11 protein-coding genes are annotated in these 12,658 nt (G+C 65.2%); 1 reads left to right on the plus strand and 10 read right to left on the minus strand.

All coding sequences use genetic code 11. The features are described from left to right. Positions 1-139: 139 nt before the first annotated feature. The 4 genes from J4P02_RS21890 to J4P02_RS21905 are packed head-to-tail and all read right to left on the minus strand — an operon-like array spanning position 140 to position 3,104. Positions 140-757: a TPM domain-containing protein gene (locus tag J4P02_RS21890; protein WP_426194143.1), complete on the minus strand. Its 618-nt coding sequence runs from the start codon at positions 755-757 to the stop codon at positions 140-142. Between the two features lie 29 nt (positions 758-786). Further along, positions 787-1,533, minus strand: coding sequence for a TPM domain-containing protein (locus tag J4P02_RS21895; RefSeq protein WP_426194145.1), 747 nt, complete (start codon positions 1,531-1,533; stop codon positions 787-789). A gap of 33 nt (positions 1,534-1,566) precedes the next feature. Next, complete coding sequence (locus J4P02_RS21900; RefSeq protein WP_426194147.1) at positions 1,567-2,496, minus strand: TPM domain-containing protein; 930 nt, start codon at positions 2,494-2,496, stop codon at positions 1,567-1,569. After that, on the minus strand, positions 2,496-3,104 hold the full coding sequence (locus J4P02_RS21905) for a LemA family protein (protein ID WP_426194149.1): 609 nt from the start codon (positions 3,102-3,104) through the stop codon (positions 2,496-2,498). Before J4P02_RS21905 ends, J4P02_RS21900 begins: the two co-directional genes overlap by 1 nt. Before the next feature lie 239 nt (positions 3,105-3,343). Between J4P02_RS21905 and bglX the strand changes: the two genes are divergently transcribed. After that, positions 3,344-5,635 (plus strand): beta-glucosidase BglX, encoded by a 2,292-nt coding sequence (gene bglX / locus J4P02_RS21910; RefSeq protein ID WP_426194151.1) that lies wholly within the window; start codon positions 3,344-3,346, stop codon positions 5,633-5,635. A 60-nt stretch (positions 5,636-5,695) separates the two neighbouring features. On the opposite strand, the gene J4P02_RS21915 is transcribed toward bglX, so the two are convergent. The 6 genes from J4P02_RS21915 to J4P02_RS21940 form a co-directional block, all read right to left on the minus strand. Next, complete coding sequence (locus J4P02_RS21915) at positions 5,696-6,853, minus strand: phospholipase D-like domain-containing protein (protein ID WP_426194153.1); 1,158 nt, start codon at positions 6,851-6,853, stop codon at positions 5,696-5,698. A 1-nt stretch (position 6,854) separates the two neighbouring features. After that, positions 6,855-7,436 (minus strand): YceI family protein, encoded by a 582-nt coding sequence (locus J4P02_RS21920; protein ID WP_426194155.1) that lies wholly within the window; start codon positions 7,434-7,436, stop codon positions 6,855-6,857. Between the two features lie 163 nt (positions 7,437-7,599). Next, the gene (locus J4P02_RS21925; protein ID WP_426194157.1) at positions 7,600-8,370 is read right to left on the minus strand and encodes an IclR family transcriptional regulator; all 771 of its coding nucleotides are present in this window, start codon (positions 8,368-8,370) and stop codon (positions 7,600-7,602) included. 84 nt (positions 8,371-8,454) lie between these two features. Beyond that, entirely contained in the window at positions 8,455-9,918 is a 1,464-nt protein-coding gene (locus tag J4P02_RS21930) for an amidase (protein WP_426194159.1), read from the minus strand. After that, positions 9,915-11,225, minus strand: coding sequence for an MFS transporter (locus tag J4P02_RS21935; protein WP_426194161.1), 1,311 nt, complete (start codon positions 11,223-11,225; stop codon positions 9,915-9,917). The genes J4P02_RS21930 and J4P02_RS21935 overlap by 4 nt, the downstream gene beginning before the upstream one ends. A 97-nt stretch (positions 11,226-11,322) precedes the next feature. Further along, a complete protein-coding gene (locus J4P02_RS21940) occupies positions 11,323-12,498 on the minus strand; it encodes a M20 aminoacylase family protein (protein ID WP_426194163.1) in 1,176 nt (391 codons plus the stop codon). Positions 12,499-12,658 lie beyond the last annotated feature (160 nt).

The following is a 12,658-nucleotide window of genomic DNA, read 5'->3' on the forward strand; positions in this document are numbered from 1 at the left end:
CAAAAAATCGTCGCACGGGAACACCGCCCCCGTAGGAGCTGGCCGGGCGGCGTTCCGCTTGCCAGCGAAGGCGCCCCCCAGGGCGATGCAAGGCTCTGGGGCCTCTTCGCCGGCAAGCCGGCTCCTACAGGGAGGTGGGTCAGTTGAGCACCACCAGGCGATTGGGCAACTCGTTGCGCGCCTGGGTCAGGGGCACATGCTGCTTGAGCAATTCGCCGCTGGCCTCGATGCAGTCAAGAAAACCCTGCAGGGTCTGGCCGCGCTTCACCTGCTGGGTGAACGCCCGGACAATGCCGTCCCAGTGCTTGTCTTCCAGGCGCCTGGAGATGCCTTCGTCCACCAGGATCTCCACATAACGTTCGGCTTCGCTGACAAAGATCAGCACCCCGGTGCTACCTACCGTGTGGTGCAGGTTCTGCTCGAGAAACTGCCGCCGGGCCAGGTTGGAAGCCCGCCAGTGCCGCACCGAACGCGGGATCAGCCGGGTGGTGACCCGCGGCAGGCGAAAGATCAGGCACAGCAGGATAAAGGTGGCCCATTGCGCCAGCAGCAACAGGTGCATGTTCAGCCAGCCAGTGGCGTAGTGCACCAGCCCCGGCACCACCAGCGCCAGCAGGCTGGCCCAGAGCAGCGGGATATAGGCGTAGTCGTCGGCCCGGGCGGCCAGTACCGTCACCAGCTCGGCGTCGGTCTGCTGTTCGACCCGGGCGATGGCTTCGGCCACTTGCCGTTGTTCGTATTCACTGAGTAATGCCATGTCGTTGGATTTCCGCTTTTTATTTTGAGTTACCAGCTGCCGGAGGAACCGCCGCCGCCAAAACTGCCGCCACCGCCGCTGAAACCACCACCGCCGCCAGACCCGCCACCAAAACCACCGCCGCTCGAACCGCCGCGCCCACCACCGCTGGGCAGGATACCGAGCATCTGCGCCACCATCATGCAGAGGATGAACAGCATCACCAGGAAGATGAACAGCAAGGGGTGACGCTCGACAAAGTCGCGCTGCTCGCCACCCTCGCCACCGCCGTAGGCGCTGGCCGGTTGATCCAGTGGCGTGCCACCGAGCACCTGCAGTATGGCCGACACCCCGTCGCGGATGCCCTGGCTGAACTGGCCCTGCTTGAACGCCGGGGTGATCACCTGATTGATGATCACTGCAGCCTGGGCATCGGTCAGGCGATCCTCCAGGCCGTAGCCCACCTCGATGCGCAGCTTGCGCTCAGCGCGGGCAATGATCAGCAACGCGCCATTGTTCTTGTCCTTCTGGCCAATGCCCCAGTAGCGCCCCAACTGATAGCCGAAATCCTCGATGCTGGCGCCTTGCAGGTCTGGCAGGGTCACCACCACCAACTGTTCGCCGCTGGCTTGCTCGTGGGCCTGCAGTTCCTGGGTCAGCTGGGCGCGGGTGGCTGGTTCCAGCAACTGCGCGTTGTCCACCACCCGACCGCTGAGGGCCGGGAATTTCAGTTCGGCCTGGGCCGAGACCGCAAAGACCCAGAGCAACAGCACCAGGCCGATTTTGTAGAGTCGCATCAGCACCTCGTCCTTAATGATTGTGCGCTGGCACTACCAACTGCCAGACGCCCCGCCGCCGCCAAAACTGCCGCCGCCCCCTCTGAAGCTGTCCGAATCCGAGCTTGAGCTCGAACTGGAGCTGGAACTGCTGGACTCGAACCAGTCGAATGAGCTGCTGCTCGAACTGCTGTCGCGCTCGGCCCTGGGTTCGCGCTTGGGCGAGTCGTCGCTGCTGTAGGGCCGACCATCGCCTGCCGATTCATCACCGTCGCGCCAGGAGACCAAGAACCCGGCCAGGGGCACGCCGACAAACACCGAGAAAAACACCAGTTTGAACCACCACATCCATTCGATCTGCTGGTACCAGCTTTGCTCCACCGAACGGTGCACCAGCATCCGGCTGCTGCCCGGCTCCAGCAAGCGCACGATGGAGGTGGTGCCGGCGATGATCCCGGAGGAATACAGCTCATCCTTGAAATAGGGAACGATCGAGCCGTCGATGATGAGGTGGGCCCAGATGTCGTTGATCCGCCCTTCCAGGCCGTAGCCCACTTCGATTCGCACCTTGCGATCGTCCTTGGCCACCAGCAACAGCACGCCGTTGTTCTTGTCCTTCTGGCCGATACCCCAGTGGCGACCCAGTTGCAGGCCGAACTCCTCGATGCTGTAGCCGCCCAGGCTCGGCACCGTGACCACTACCACCTGGTCGGTGGTGCTCTGCTCCAGGCGCTGGAGCATCTGCGTCAGGTACACCTGGGCAGAAGGCGTGAGCATCTGCGCACTGTCCACTACGCGCCCGGTCAAGGCCGGGAACAGGCTCTCAATCGGCACCGTCGCCGTACTGGCCGCTCCGGGTGTGGCCTGGCTCGACGCCGGCCCATCCGTGGGCGCTACTACCGCGGGCTGCGCCAACAGGGCGCCGCCGCTCACCAGCCACAACGACAGCAACGCACCTCGCAGTGCGCGCTGTAAGCCCCCCATCAGAATTTGACTTGCGGGGCTTTGTCGGCGCCGGCACTGGTGGCCTCGAACGACTCACGCACCGGCATATCGCTGTACATCAGGCTGTGCCACAGGCGACCGGGGAAGGTGCGGATCTCGGTGTTGTATTTCTGCACCGCCAGGATGAAGTCGCGACGGGCCACGGCGATGCGGTTTTCGGTGCCTTCAAGCTGGGACTGCAAGGCCAGGAAGTTCTGGTTGGCCTTGAGGTCCGGGTAGCGCTCGGACACCACCATCAGGCGGCTCAGGGCACCGCTCAACTGGTCCTGGGCCTGCTGGAACTGCTTGAGCTTTTCCGGGTTGTCCAGGGTGTTGGCATCGACCTGGATCGAGGTGGCCTTGGCCCGCGCCTCGACCACCGCGGTGAGGGTGTCTTCCTCGTGCTTGGCGTAGCCCTTGACGGTTTCCACCAGGTTGGGAATCAGGTCGGCGCGGCGCTGGTACTGGTTCTGCACCTGGCCCCAGTCGGCCTTGACCTGCTCGTCCAGGGTCGGAATGTTGTTGATGCCGCAACCCGCCAGCAGGCTGGTAAGCAGCAACAGGGCGGCGACCGGCCAGCTCGCACGCAGGCGTTGGGTAATGTTCATGGGTGGGGCTCCTTGCACAACCTGATGGAATGAATCTTCTGCCCGGTTTCACACATCCTGTAGGCAAAATCTGCCATCGCCACTGGAATGCGTCGGGCTGATGGGCTAAAAGATGCCCAGCGCGAAAAAGAGTTCAGAAGTGTGCTGGATTTATCTGCACAACAATAGTCGCCCCTTAAATTTTGGCTGCTGGATGCGTACCCCAAAGCATCTGTCTTGAGCCCTTGAGAACAATATTCATGAAGAAGCTGTGTTTGCTGGGCCTGCTGGTCAGCCTGGCCAGTCACCCGGTGTTGGCCGAGAGCGCCTCGGTTCCCCTGGAAAACAAAGAAGCCTTTATCAACGACCTGCTCAAGCGCATGACCCTGGAAGAGAAGATCGGCCAGTTACGCCTGATCAGCATCGGCCCGGAAATGCCCCGCGAGCAGATCCGCAAGGAGATCGCCGCGGGCAATATCGGCGGCACCTTCAACTCCATCACCCGCCCGGAAAACCGGCCGATGCAGTATGCGGCCATGCGCAGCCGGCTGAAGATCCCGATGTTCTTCGCCTATGACGTGATCCACGGCCACCGGACCATCTTCCCCATCAGCCTGGCCCTGGCTTCCAGCTGGGACATGGACGCCATCGGCCGCTCCGGGCGCATCGCCGCCAAGGAAGCCAGCGCCGACAGCCTGGACATCACCTTCGCACCCATGGTGGATATCTCCCGCGATGCGCGCTGGGGCCGCACCTCCGAAGGCTTCGGCGAAGACACCTACCTGGTTTCCCGTATTGCCAAGGTGATGGTCAAGGCCTACCAGGGCCAGAGCCCGGCCCTGCCGGACAGCATCATGGCCAGCGTCAAGCACTTCGCCCTGTACGGTGCGGTGGAAGGCGGTCGCGACTACAACATCGTCGACATGAGCCCGGTGAAGATGTACCAGGACTACCTGCCGCCCTACCGCGCGGCCATCGACGCCGGCGCCGGCGGGGTGATGGTGGCCCTGAACTCGATCAATGGCGTGCCCGCCACCTCCAACACCTGGCTGATGAACGACCTGCTGCGCAAGGAGTGGGGCTTCAAGGGCCTGGCAGTGAGCGACCACGGGGCGATCGTCGAGCTGATCCGCCATGGCGTCGCCAAGGACGGTCGCGAGGCGGCCAAGCTGGCGATCAAGGCCGGCATCGACATGAGCATGAACGACTCGCTGTACGCCAAGGAGCTGCCGGGGCTGCTCAAGTCCGGCGAGGTCGAGCAGAAGGACATCGACAACGCGGTGCGTGAAGTGCTGGCGGCCAAGTACGACATGGGCCTGTTCAAGGACCCTTATGTGCGCATCGGCAAGGCCGAGGACGACCCGGCCGACACCAACGCCGAAAGCCGCCTGCACCGCAGCGACGCCCGGGATATCGCCCGCCGCAGCCTGGTGCTGCTGAAGAACCAGAACGACACCCTGCCGCTGCAGAAGACCGCCAGGATCGCCCTGGTCGGGCCGCTGGCCAAGGCGCCGATCGACATGATGGGCAGTTGGGCCGCCGCCGGGGTGCCGGCGCAATCGGTGACCCTCTACGACGGCATGCGCAATGTGCTGGGCGACAAGGCCCAGCTGGTGTACGCCCGGGGTTCCAACATCACTGCCGACAAGAAGGTGGTGGACTACCTGAACTTCCTCAACTTCGATGCCCCGGAAGTGGTGGACGACCCGCGCCCGGCGCAGCAGATGATCGACGAAGCGGTGCAAGCGGCCCAGCAGTCGGACGTGATTGTCGCCGCAGTGGGTGAGTCGCGAGGCATGTCCCACGAATCCTCGAGCCGCACCGACCTGCAGATACCCGCCAGCCAGCGCGAGCTGATCAAGGCCCTCAAGGCCACCGGCAAGCCCCTGGTACTGGTGTTGATGAATGGCCGGCCGCTGTCGCTGCTGGACGAGAATCAGCAGGCCGACGCCATTCTGGAAACCTGGTTCAGCGGCACCGAAGGCGGCAACGCCATCGCCGACGTGCTGTTCGGCGACTACAACCCGTCGGGCAAGCTGCCGATCACCTTCCCCCGTTCCGTGGGGCAGATCCCCACCTACTACAACCACCTGACCATTGGCCGGCCGTTCACCCCGGGCAAGCCGGGCAACTACACCTCGCAGTACTTCGACGACACCACCGGCCCGCTGTTTCCGTTCGGCTACGGCCTGAGCTACACCCGCTTCAGCCTGTCGGACATGGCGCTGTCGGCCACCACCCTGAACAAGGGCGGCAAGCTCGAGGCCAGCGTGACCCTGAAGAACACCGGCAAGCGTGACGGCGAAACCGTGGTGCAGCTGTATATCCAGGATGTGGCCGGCTCGATGATCCGCCCGATCAAGGAGCTGAAGAACTTCCAGAAGGTGCTGCTCAAGGCCGGGGAACAGAAGGTCATCCGTTTCAGCATCAGCGAGGACGACCTGAAGTTCTACAACGCCCAGCTCAAGTACGCTGCAGAACCGGGCGACTTCAACGTGCAGATCGGCCTGGATTCCCAGGACGTCAAGCAACAGAGTTTCGAACTGCTCTGAGCCCCTGTGCCTGGCCGGCGCCCAAGCAGCGCCGGCCGGCTACAGCCCTTCCCCTGACGACTAGCCGCGACGATCCAGCAGGTTGACCACCAGGCGGTCGACCCAGCCCCAGATCCGCTGCTTGATCCGCCGCCACAACGGCCGGTTGCGCCACTGCGCCAGGCTGACTTCTTCGCTCTGGGCAAAATCCGTCTCGAAGCTCGCTTGCACCGCCCGGGTCAGCTGCGGGTCCAGGGCTTCCAGGTTGGCTTCCAGGTTGAAGCGCAGGTTCCAGTGATCGAAGTTGCACGAGCCGACACTCACCCAGTCGTCCACCAGGGCCATCTTCAGGTGCAGGAAACGCGGCTGGTACTCGAAGATCCGCACCCCGGCCTTGAGCAGGCGCGGGTAATAACGGTGCCCGGCATAGCGCACCGCCGGATGATCGGTACGGGGCCCGGTGAGCAGCAGGCGCACATCGAGGCCCCGGGCCGCGGCCTTGCGCAAGGAACGACGCACCGACCAGGTGGGCAGGAAATACGGGGTAGCCAGCCACACCCGTCGCTGGCCGCTGTGTAGGGCACGGATCAATGAATGCAGGATGTCGCGATGCTGGCGGGCATCGGCATAGGCCACCCGACCCAGGCCTTCGCCGGTGTCCGGCAGACGCGGCAGGCGTGGCAGGCCAAAATCGGCATGGGGCCTCCAGGCGCCACGGTGCAGGTTGGCGCTCCACTGGCGGTCGAACAGCATCTGCCAGTCACGCACCATGGGCCCGGCAATTTCCACCATCACTTCATGCCAGTCGCAACTGTTGCGTTCGGGCTGCCAGAACTCGTCGGTAACCCCGGTGCCGCCCACCACCGCCAGGCACTGGTCCACCAGCAGCAGCTTGCGATGGTCGCGGTACAGATTGAGCAAACCCAGGCGCCAGCACAGACGGTTATAGAAGCGCAGCTCGACACCGGCGTCGGTCAAACTGCGGCGCAGGGCCTGGGTGAAGGCCAGGCTGCCGTAGTCATCGAACAGGCAGCGTACCCGCACCCCGCGCTCGGCGGCCTGCACCAGCGCCTGGACCATGGCTTGGGCACAACTGCCCGCCTCCACCAGGTACAGCTCCAGCTCCACCTGTTGCCGAGCTCGAGCGATGGCCACCAGCATGCGCGGAAAGAACTCCGGGCCGTCGATCAGCAACTCGAAGCGGTTGCCTTCGCGCCAGGGAAATACCGCACCGCGCATATCAGCGCGCCGTGAAGATCAGCACCGCACCCACCGGCACCGAGAAACTGATGGCCGACAGGCCCGCCATCTTGCGCAGGCTGTCCAGGCCCGGCGCCAGGTTGAAGTCTTCGGCATTGAGCACCAGAGGCTCCAGGGTCACCACCTGGAAACGCCGGTCATCCAGGCGGGTGGCCAGCAATTCGGCGTTGTAGCTGTGTTCCTGGCCATGCAGGGCCACGGTGACCGGCAACAGCAGCTCGATCTGCGCCCCGGGGGCCAGATCATTGATCGGCCGCAGGTTGAGCTGGGCGGTGATCAGGGCTTCAGGAAACTGCTGGATCTGGAACAGCTCCTGGCGCATGCGCTCATCACGCAGGGGGATGCTGCTGTTGATCGACTCCAACTCGATCTGCACCTGGGCCTGGCCCTTGGCATCGACCTTGCCATGCAGCACCAGAAAGCGCTGGACCTCGGCAATGCTGGCGTTCTTGGTGCTGACGAAGGACACGCGGGAGGACTCGTTATCCAGGTACCAGTCGGCCTGCACCGGCAGGGCCAGTACCCCGAGCAGGCTGAGAAAAAGGCGGATCGGCGTACGCATGCAAGCTCCAGGGCAACAGAAGGCGCCACCTTAACCGCCCGCCAGGGGGCTGGCAAACATCGCGGTGGCGACGCCTTCAGGTAGAGCACGAAGCGCTAGGTATAGTTCAGCCGCCGGGTTTCAGCGCATCCACAGGTGACGGGGGCCAGCAGCAGAAGGTGGCTCAGACGAGGGTTTTCTGCAGTTGCTCGACGGTTTCGGCCAGGCGCCCGAGGTGGCGCTTGCGCACCTGCTCGACACAGGCCAGGTCCATCGGCCAGTGCAGGGCAATGCTGCCGATCACCCGGCCTTCGGCGCGCAGCGGCAAGGCCACGGCGCGGATCAGGAACGGCAGGCGCACCGGATACTCCCAATGGCCCTCGGTACGCTGGCCAAAACCCAACTGCCGGGATTGCGCGCAGAGCCGCTGCCGGTCTTCGGCGGCGACCCGTTCGCGCAGGGCCAGGCGTTCGACTTCGTCGCCATTCAGCGCCCCCAGGCAGGCCTTGCCCATGGCCGAATGGAACAGGCTGGCATGCTGGCCGACGATCCGGCTGTCGTGGGGGTAGCGCTTGCGCAGCACCTCGGGCACCGCGCTTTCCAGCACCTCGAGGTGTTCGCCATCAAACCCCGACAGGTCGCTCACCAGCCCGGTGCGAGCGCTGAGCTCCAGCAGCCAGGGCCGCGCCTGTTCCGCCAGGCGGTGCTTGCAGCGTTGTCGGCTGTCGCCGAACAGGCTGCGGGCACTCAGGCGATAACGCCGGTCGCTGAGGCCGCGGTAGATCCAGCGCTGCTCCTGCAGGGTCAGCAACATGCGCGACACCGTGGCCTTGGGCAGGCCGGTCAGGTAGTGCAACTCCTCCAGGCCTAGGGCCTGGTGCTGGCCCAGCAGCTCGATTATGGCCAGGGCCCGCTCCACTGAACGTACGTTGCCGGTCTCCACCTTGCTGGCCATGGGCCGAACTCCCTGTCTGAGAATGGGTAAGGCTTTACCCAGCAAGATGCGGGCCTCGGCACCCTATCAGCGATGCCTGCTTGGTTACAGCAGATTGCCCGGCGGCCGCCGTTTCACCCATTGCGTCAGTTGTTCGTGGGCATGGGCCAGTTGCAGCACGCCATGGTCGGCCTGGGGCGGACCGATAATCTGCAGGCCCATGGGCAGCCCCGCCGGGTTGAAGCCCACCGGAACGCTGATACAGGGCAGGCCGGCCAGGGTCGGGCCGATCACCACCTCCATCCAGCGGTGATAAGTGTCCATTTCCTGCCCATCGATCTGCCGTGGCCAGGCCTGCCGTGCATCGAAAGGGAACACTTGGGCACTGGGCAACAGCAGGAAGTCGTAACGCTCGAACAACTGCAGCAAGGCGCGATACCACTGGCTACGACTCTGGGAGGCACGGTACACATCGGCCGCGCCGAGCTTCGCCGCGCCCTCCACTTCCCAGCGCGCCTCGGGCTTGAGCCAGCGACGCTTGCTGGGGTCGTCATACAAGGCGCCCAAGGTGCCCTGCACCAGCCAATGCCGATGCACCAGCCAGCAGTCCCACAGCTGTGCCAGGGAAAACTCCGGCTGGCAGCCTTGCACCTCGCAGCCCAGCTGGCTGAAGTCGGCCAGGGCCTGTTCGCACAGGCTCAGCACGCCCGGTTCCATGGCCAGGTAAGCGTTGTAGTCCCCCAGCCAGCCCAGGCGCAGGCCGCGCACATCCCGCTGCAGGGAAGCCTCGAGCAGCGCCGGGTCGGCCTTGAGTGACAGCGGCGCCCGTGCATCGTAACCGGCCTGGGTGGCCAGCAACCGCGCCACATCCGCCACGCTGCGCCCCATGGGCCCTTCGGTCGCCAGTTGCTGCACGAACAGCTCGGGGGTCGGGCCGAACGGCACCCGGCCCAGAGAGGGCCGCATGCCGAACACATTGTTGAAGGCCGCCGGATTGCGCAGCGAACCCATCATGTCGCTGCCATCGGCCACCGGCAGCATGCGCAGGGCCAGGGCCACCGCCGCCCCGCCACTGCTGCCGCCAGCGCTCAGGCTCGGGTCATAGGCATTGCCGGTGGTGCCGAACAGCTGGTTATAGGTATGGGAACCCAGGCCGAACTCCGGCACGTTGCTCTTGCCGATGACGATGGCGCCACTGGCCCGCACCCGCGCCACGCTGATGGCATCCTCCTGGGGCACGTGCTCGGCGAACAGTGGCGAGCCCAGGCTGGTGGTCAGCCCGGCGGTGGCCGCCAGGTCCTTGATCGCCTGGGGCATGCCGTGCATCCAGCCCATGGATTGCCCCCGCTGCAACTGGCGGTCGCGCTGGTCGGCCTGGGCCAGCAGAGTTTCGGGCGCCACCCGAGATACCAGGGCGTTGACCTGTGGATTGCAGCGCTCGATCTGCGCCAGGTAGGCCTGCATCACCTCGCGACAGGACAGCTCGCGGGCATGGATAGCCCGGGACAGCGCCAGGGCATCCAGGGTGACGATGGCATCGCTGGCCAAAGGGTCAGGGTGGTTGATCACAACTCACCTCCCAGAGGCATGGAAAGCGCTTTGCTGTCCCTCACCGCGTCATGCATGTAGTAGATGCCCAGCAGGCTGACGAGGGAGGTCAGCAGCACATAGAAGGACGGCGCCACCGGCGTGGCCATGGCCTTGCTCAGCCAGGTCACGATCAACGGGGCAAAGCCGCCGAACAGCATCACCGTGACGTTATAGGCCACCGACACGCCGGTGGAGCGCACCTCGATCGGAAACTGCTCGGCCAGGGCGGTGGGGCCGGGGCCGAAGTAACCGCCGATGGCACTGCACAGCAGGATCTGCATCAACAGCAGGCGCTCGATGGACGGCGCCGCGGCGACCCACACATACAGCGGGTAGACCATGATGAAGAACACCAGGGTGAAGCCCATCAGCACCGGACGCCGGCCCAGGCGATCGGACAGCGCGCCGGCAAAGGGAATCACCAGGGTCATCAGGGCCACGGCGAACATCTGCACCAGCAGCACCTGGTCCAGGGGCAGGCCGAGGTTGCTGTGGGCGAAGGTCGGCATGCTCACCAGCACCACATAGAAGGACACGGTGCCGCCGCAGCACAGGCCCATGGACACCAGAATCGCCCGCCGGTAGGTCGACACCACCTGCCACAGCCCCGGGCCATTGCCGCGCACCTGCCTGCGGGCCTCGACAAAGGCTTGCGGCTCCTCCATGTATTTGCGGATCCACAGGCCCAGCGGGCCTATCAGCAGGCCGAACACGAACGGCAGGCGCCAGCCCCAGAGTTCCAGGGTTTGCGGCGCGAAGAAGTGGGTTACCGCCGCCGCCATTGCCGCGCCGCAGAACACCGCCAGGCATTGCCCCACCAGTTGCCAGGAACCGTACAGGCCCTTCTTGTGGGCCGGGGCGCTCTCCACCAGAAAGGCCGTGGAGCTGGCGTACTCGCCGCCGGTGGCAAAGCCCTGGAGCATGCGCGCCACCACGATCAGCAGCGGCGCGCCGAGGCCGATGGCGGCGTAGTTGGGGGCGAACACAATCATCGCGATCGCCAGGGTCATCAGCTGGATGATCACCAGCATCGCCGCCTTGCGGCCCTTGCGGTCGGCATAGACGCCCAGCAGCACGCCGCCCACCGGACGCATGAAAAAGCCCACGCCAAAGGTGGCCAGGGCCATCAGCAGCGAGGTGTATTCGTCTTCCGCCGGAAAGAACTGGCGGGCAATAAAACCGGCGAGAAAGCCGTAGACGATGAAGTCGTACCATTCCAGGGCGTTGCCGACCACGGCGGCAACCACCTGCCGGGTCTTGGAGACAGCGAGAGTCGAGGGGCTCATGGGAAAGTCCTTGAGTACTTTTGAGCCTTCTGGCGGGCTCGGTAAAGTGCCGGGCGTGGATCACGCCCGGGGCTTTCAGGGATACGGGAAGGGGGGCTCAGGACGGCCTGAGCCAGCTTTCCGCCAGGGCGCTCCAGTAGGCCGCGCCGGTGAGCAGGATGTCGTCGTTGAAGTCGTAACCCGGGTTATGCACCATCGGCTGCGCCAGCCCATTGCCGATGAACAGGTAGCTGCCGGGGCAGCGTTGCAGCATCCAGCCAAAATCCTCGCTGCCCATCAGTTTCGGCGTGTTGCCGTTGACCGCCTCGGCCCCCACCAGCTCGACGCCCACCTGCAGGGCGAACTCGGTTTCTTCCGCGCTGTTGACCAGCACCGGATAGGCCGGGCGGTGGTCGATGCTGACCGTGCAACCGAAGCTTTCGGCCTGGGTGCGGATAATCGCCTTGACCCGCTCCAGCATCCGCTCGCGCACCGGCGCGTCGAGGGCCCGCAAGCTCAAGCGCAACAGCGCCTGCTGGGGAATCACGTTGGCCGCCTCGCCCGCCTGCAGGGCCCCGACCGTGACCACCGCGGCCTCCTGGGTATCGATATTGCGCGCCACCACTGTCTGCAAGGCCATGACCATGCTGGCGGCGGCCACCAGAGGGTCCACCGCCAGGTGCGGCATCGAGCCATGGCCGCCAACCCCCTCGACAATCACCTCCAGCAGATCCTGGGAGGCCATCATCGGCCCCTGGCGAAAGCCCAGGTGCCCGGCTGGCAGGCCCGGCATGTTGTGCAGGCTGAACAGCGCATCACAGGGGAAGCGCTCCAGCAGGCCATCGGCAAGCATGGCTTCGGCACCGCCCTGGCCTTCCTCGGCGGGCTGGAAGATCAGGTTCAGGGTGCCGTCGAACTGGCGAGTGGCCGCCAGGTAGCGGGCGGCGCCCAGCAGGATGGTGGTATGGCCGTCATGCCCGCAGGCATGCATGCAACCGCTGTAGCGGCTGCTGTAGGGCACCCCGCTGTTCTCGATGATCGGCAGGGCGTCCATGTCGGCCCGCAGGCCCAGGGTGCGCGAGCCGGTGCCGTTGCGCAGCACGCCCACCACCCCGGTGCGGCCGATGCCGGTATGCACTTCGTAGCCCCACTCCTCCAGGCAGCGGGCCACCAGGGCCGAGGTGCGCTGCTCTTCGAAACCCAGTTCGGGGTGGGCATGGATATCCTGGCGGATGCTGCGCAGGTCGCTGGCGATGTCGTCCAGCCAGGCCAGGATGTGCTGGTGTCGGGTCATGGTGTATCTCCTCTGGGCCGGGTGGCTTGCCGTTCTTGTTGTTGGAGCGCGGCACGAGGTGCAGGGGCGTGCTCAAGGCTCCGGGTCAGCTAACCGCGAGCCCGGGCACAGGACAATCGAATGTGGTTCCACTGGATGGAACAGATGCAGCCGGGGCCGG

Source organism: Pseudomonas sp. NFXW11, from assembly GCF_049887815.1.
Classification (GTDB): domain Bacteria; phylum Pseudomonadota; class Gammaproteobacteria; order Pseudomonadales; family Pseudomonadaceae; genus Aquipseudomonas.

What these genes read in the sequence shown, in the direction of transcription:
- J4P02_RS21890 (WP_426194143.1), bottom strand. Translation starts at nt 757, where the DNA reads ATGGCATTACTCAGTGAATACGAACAACGGCAAGTGGCCGAAGCCATC.
- J4P02_RS21895 (WP_426194145.1), bottom strand. Translation starts at nt 1,533, where the DNA reads ATGCGACTCTACAAAATCGGCCTGGTGCTGTTGCTCTGGGTCTTTGCG.
- J4P02_RS21900 (WP_426194147.1), bottom strand. Translation starts at nt 2,496, where the DNA reads ATGGGGGGCTTACAGCGCGCACTGCGAGGTGCGTTGCTGTCGTTGTGG.
- J4P02_RS21905 (WP_426194149.1), bottom strand. Translation starts at nt 3,104, where the DNA reads ATGAACATTACCCAACGCCTGCGTGCGAGCTGGCCGGTCGCCGCCCTG.
- bglX (WP_426194151.1), top strand. Translation starts at nt 3,344, where the DNA reads ATGAAGAAGCTGTGTTTGCTGGGCCTGCTGGTCAGCCTGGCCAGTCAC.
- J4P02_RS21915 (WP_426194153.1), bottom strand. Translation starts at nt 6,853, where the DNA reads ATGCGCGGTGCGGTATTTCCCTGGCGCGAAGGCAACCGCTTCGAGTTG.
- J4P02_RS21920 (WP_426194155.1), bottom strand. Translation starts at nt 7,436, where the DNA reads ATGCGTACGCCGATCCGCCTTTTTCTCAGCCTGCTCGGGGTACTGGCC.
- J4P02_RS21925 (WP_426194157.1), bottom strand. Translation starts at nt 8,370, where the DNA reads ATGGCCAGCAAGGTGGAGACCGGCAACGTACGTTCAGTGGAGCGGGCC.
- J4P02_RS21935 (WP_426194161.1), bottom strand. Translation starts at nt 11,225, where the DNA reads ATGAGCCCCTCGACTCTCGCTGTCTCCAAGACCCGGCAGGTGGTTGCC.
- J4P02_RS21940 (WP_426194163.1), bottom strand. Translation starts at nt 12,498, where the DNA reads ATGACCCGACACCAGCACATCCTGGCCTGGCTGGACGACATCGCCAGC.